Below are 3,451 nucleotides of genomic sequence, written 5' to 3' on the forward strand. Positions count from 1 at the left end.
GCCGCCTGCTCGGTGGCCGCCTGAAGCTGGGCGGCCATGGGTTCGGGCAGCTGGATGGGCAGCGGAGTGCGGACCGGCATCGGGGTGTCGCCACGGCGAACGACCGTGTCCGCCAGAGCTTCCCGAGCTTGTTCGGCCAGCGCGCCGATGCGATCGTGGGGTCCGCTGACGACGCAGCGGATCATCCATCGGTAGCCGTCCACGCCGATGAAGCGCACCACCCCGGCATTATCGGCGCCCACGCCGACCACTTCGCGCCCCCACGGACCGTCCTCGATGCCCACCTTCGGGACGTCCTTGCGCAGCGAGTCGGCCAGCTCGGAGGCGACCTCCCGCCACAGGCCCGCCGACTTCGGCGCCGCGTAGGCCGCGATCGTGAAGCGGCCGTTCTCGGTCACCACCCAGATGGCGCTCGGCACCCCGGTGTTGCTGAGTTCGACCTGTACCTGCCCTGCATCGGGCATCGGGATCAGTACCGAACCCAGGTCCAGCCGGGCTACCGCGGCCACCGCAGGGTCGTCGAAGTCGTCGATGTCGAACGGACCGTCGAGTTCCTCGTCGGTGTCCGCCGCCGTCACCTCGGGGGTGCCGGAGCTTTCATTGCCTTGCTTCTTCAGTGCCATGTTCACAAACTCGCATGTCCGCCGGAGGAACCGTGGCCGCCGTCGCCACGTGTGGTGTCGGCCAGGCCGGCCTCGTCAAAGGACGTCACCTCGATCAGCTCGGGCAGTTCGACTCGCTGCACGAGCAGTTGAGCTATCCGGTCCCCCCGCCGCACGACGATCGGGGCCAGGGGGTCGAGGTTGATCAGTGCCACCTTGATCTCGCCGCGATAGCCCGCATCCACGGTGCCGGGACTGTTCACGATCGAAAGCCCCACGCGGGCAGCCAGACCCGAGCGTGGATGCACAAGACCGACCATGCCGAAAGGAATCGCCACGGCGACACCCGTCGGCACCAGCGCTCGCTCACCGGGCGCCAACTCGACGTCCTGGGCGCTGTACAGATCGACTCCCGCATCGCCGTCGTGGGCCCGATGGGGCAGCGGCAGGTCGCGATCAAGTCGCACTACCGCCAGAGAGGTGGACACGACCCCAGAGATTACTCTTGGCTGCGTGTCCGACACGCGCGCCACCGCTCAAACCGTTCGCTATCGCGAGCGCCTGTGGGTCCCGTGGTGGTGGTGGCTGCCCGGATTGGGGTTGGCGTCGCTGATCGCGCTCCAGGTCAACCAGGGCATCAGGACACTGCCGAACTGGCTGCCGTTCGCCGTGCTGCTGCCCGTGGCGGTCGTCGTGCTGCTCTGGCTCGGACGAAACGAACTGCGTGTCGTCAGCGGGAACGGCGATACGGAACTGTGGGTCGGCGACGCCCACCTGCCGGTCAGCGTCGTCTCGCGGTCGGCCCAGGTTCCCCGTTCGGCCAAGTCCGCGGCGCTGGGCCGCCAACTCGACCCGGCCGCCTTTGTGGTGCACCGGGCATGGGTCGGGCCGATGGTCCTGCTGGTGCTCGACGATCCCGATGACCCGACCCCGTACTGGCTGGTCAGCGCAAAGGATCCGGCGAAGTTGCTTGCCGCTTTGAACGCCTGAGTGTTCAGGCGGCGCAGTCGGTGCAGATCATCATGCCGTTCTTCTCGCTGGCGAGCCGGCTGCGGTGATGGACCAGGAAACAACTAGAGCAGGTGAATTCGTCTGCCTGCTTGGGGATCACCCGGACAGACAGTTCCTCCCCGGACAGGTCGGCACCAGGTAGCTCGAAGGATTCCGCAGTCTCGGTTTCGTCGACGTCGACCACGGCCGACTGTGCTTCATTACGCCGTGCCTTCAGTTCCTCGAGCGAATCCTCGGAGACATCGTCGGTCTCGGTGCGCCGTGGGGCGTCGTAGTCAGTGGCCATCTTCGTCCCCTCAAAAAAAGCTCAGTGAAGCTTTGTGCAGCAGTGCTTTGTACCAGCGTCGAACGCGTCCGCCAAATGATTCGTGCCCGTATTGACACCGGTTCTATTGTGATTTGCGTCACATCGACGTTCGCGCCGGTCGGAGCCCCTGCGCACAGTGGCCTTAGAGTGCACACCGTGGTCGCGCAAATCACGGACGGCACGGCGTTCGACAAACACGGACGCCCGTTCCGCCGTCGCAACTTCATCCCCGGGATCGTCTTGTTCACCGCCCTGGCGGCGGTGACCCTGATGGTCTGGGTGATCGCCCTGTCGCGCCCGCCGGACATCCGCGAAGCCGCCGTCTGCAACCCGCCGCCGGTGCCCGAGGATCCGAACGCGCCCAGGCCCCAACTCGGCGAGCAGGTGTCCCGCGCCGAGATGACCGATGTCACCCCCGCCGAGCTCGCCGACGCCAGGATCCGCGTGCTCAACGCCAGCGGGCAGGGCGGACAGGCCGGCGAGGTCGCCGGTGCACTACGCGATCTGGGCTTCGCCGACCCCGAAGCCGCCAATGACCCGATCTACGAGACGGTGCGGCTGGAATGCCAGGGCCAGATCCGCTTCGGACCGTCCGGGCGAGCCGCGGCCGCCGCGGTCTGGTTGGTGGCGCCGTGCACCGAGCTCTTCCAGGATCAACGCAACGACGACACCGTGGACCTCGCGCTGGGCACCGAATTCACCGAACTGAGCGGCGGCGACGACATCGATGCCGCTCTGGCGAGCCTGCTGCCCGAGGCCACCCAGCCGGCCGACCCGGAACTGCTGTCCAGGATCCACAGCGGCGTCTGTTAGGCGCCCGTCACATCGCGCCGCAGCGGACCAGCGCGTCGTCGAGCGCCGCGCTGATGCCCGGCGCGGAGACCACCACCAACCCGGCACCCTCCACCGAGTCCGGCAGCCGGACATGGGCGCCGGCTTCGGTGGCGATGAGGGCACCCGCCGCCCAGTCCCACACGTGCACGCCGTCCTCGTAGTAGGCGTCGAGTCTGCCGGCGGCCACCATGCACAGGTCCAGGGCGCAGGAACCGATCCGGCGCAGGTCACGCACGTCCGGCAGCAGCCTGGCCACGATCTCGCCCTGGCGCCTCCGGCGATCGGGCTGGTAGGCGAACCCCGTACCCACCAGGGCCATCGGCAGTTCGGTGATGGAGTTGGCCCTGAGTTCACTGACAACACCGTCGCGTTCCAGCCGTGCACCGTGGCCCAGCGCCGCGGAGAAGATGGCACCGGCGGCGACGTCGGCGACCGCGCCGGCCACCGAGACGCCGTCCCGCTGTACGCCGACCGACACCGCGTACGCCTCGATCCCGTAGAGGAAGTTGACCGTGCCGTCGATGGGGTCGAGCACCCAGGTGAGTCGCCCGTCCGCCGCGCCGGTCGGCCCGCCTTCCTCCTCGCCGAGGATCTGCTCGCCGGGCCGCAGTTCGGCCAGTCGGTCCCGCAACAGCCGCTCGGTCTCGGTGTCGACAACCGTCACGGGGTCGGTCGCGGTGCTCTTGGCGCGCACCGC

Annotated in this window: 6 protein-coding genes; 2 read left to right on the plus strand and 4 right to left on the minus strand. The window is 68.3% G+C overall.

The features are described 5' to 3' along the window. Positions 1–623, minus strand: a 623-nt coding sequence (locus WA965_RS26185) for a DUF3710 domain-containing protein (RefSeq protein ID WP_526448209.1), incomplete at its 3' end; no start/stop codon positions are given. A gap of 2 nt (positions 624–625) precedes the next feature. After that, entirely contained in the window at positions 626–1,090 is a 465-nt protein-coding gene (dut, locus tag WA965_RS26190) for a dUTP diphosphatase (RefSeq protein ID WP_526298161.1), read from the minus strand. Positions 1,091–1,115: 25 nt separating this feature from the next. On the opposite strand from dut, the gene WA965_RS26195 reads away from it, so the two are divergent. Next, a complete protein-coding gene (locus WA965_RS26195; protein ID WP_526298159.1) occupies positions 1,116–1,592 on the plus strand; it encodes a DUF3093 family protein in 477 nt (158 codons plus the stop codon). Between the two features lie 4 nt (positions 1,593–1,596). Here the strand turns inward: WA965_RS26195 and WA965_RS26200 are convergent, their stop codons facing one another. Further along, positions 1,597–1,899 (minus strand): DUF4193 domain-containing protein, encoded by a 303-nt coding sequence (locus tag WA965_RS26200; protein ID WP_178358547.1) that lies wholly within the window; start codon positions 1,897–1,899, stop codon positions 1,597–1,599. 177 nt (positions 1,900–2,076) lie between these two features. Here WA965_RS26200 and cei point away from each other — a divergent pair, with 177 nt between their 5' ends. Continuing rightward, positions 2,077–2,733, plus strand: coding sequence for an envelope integrity protein Cei (gene cei, locus WA965_RS26205; RefSeq protein WP_526298157.1), 657 nt, complete (start codon positions 2,077–2,079; stop codon positions 2,731–2,733). Positions 2,734–2,740: 7 nt separating this feature from the next. Here the strand turns inward: cei and WA965_RS26210 are convergent. Then, on the minus strand, positions 2,741–3,451 hold a 711-nt coding region (locus WA965_RS26210), incomplete at its 5' end, for an inositol monophosphatase family protein (RefSeq protein ID WP_526448210.1).

The organism is Mycobacterium sp., from assembly GCF_049683935.1.
In the GTDB taxonomy this organism is placed as follows: Bacteria; Actinomycetota; Actinomycetes; order Mycobacteriales; family Mycobacteriaceae; genus Mycobacterium.

Excerpts from the sequence above, each read along its gene's own strand:
- WA965_RS26200 (WP_178358547.1), bottom strand. The coding sequence starts at position 1,899 with ATGGCCACTGACTACGACGCCCCACGGCGCACCGAGACCGACGATGTC.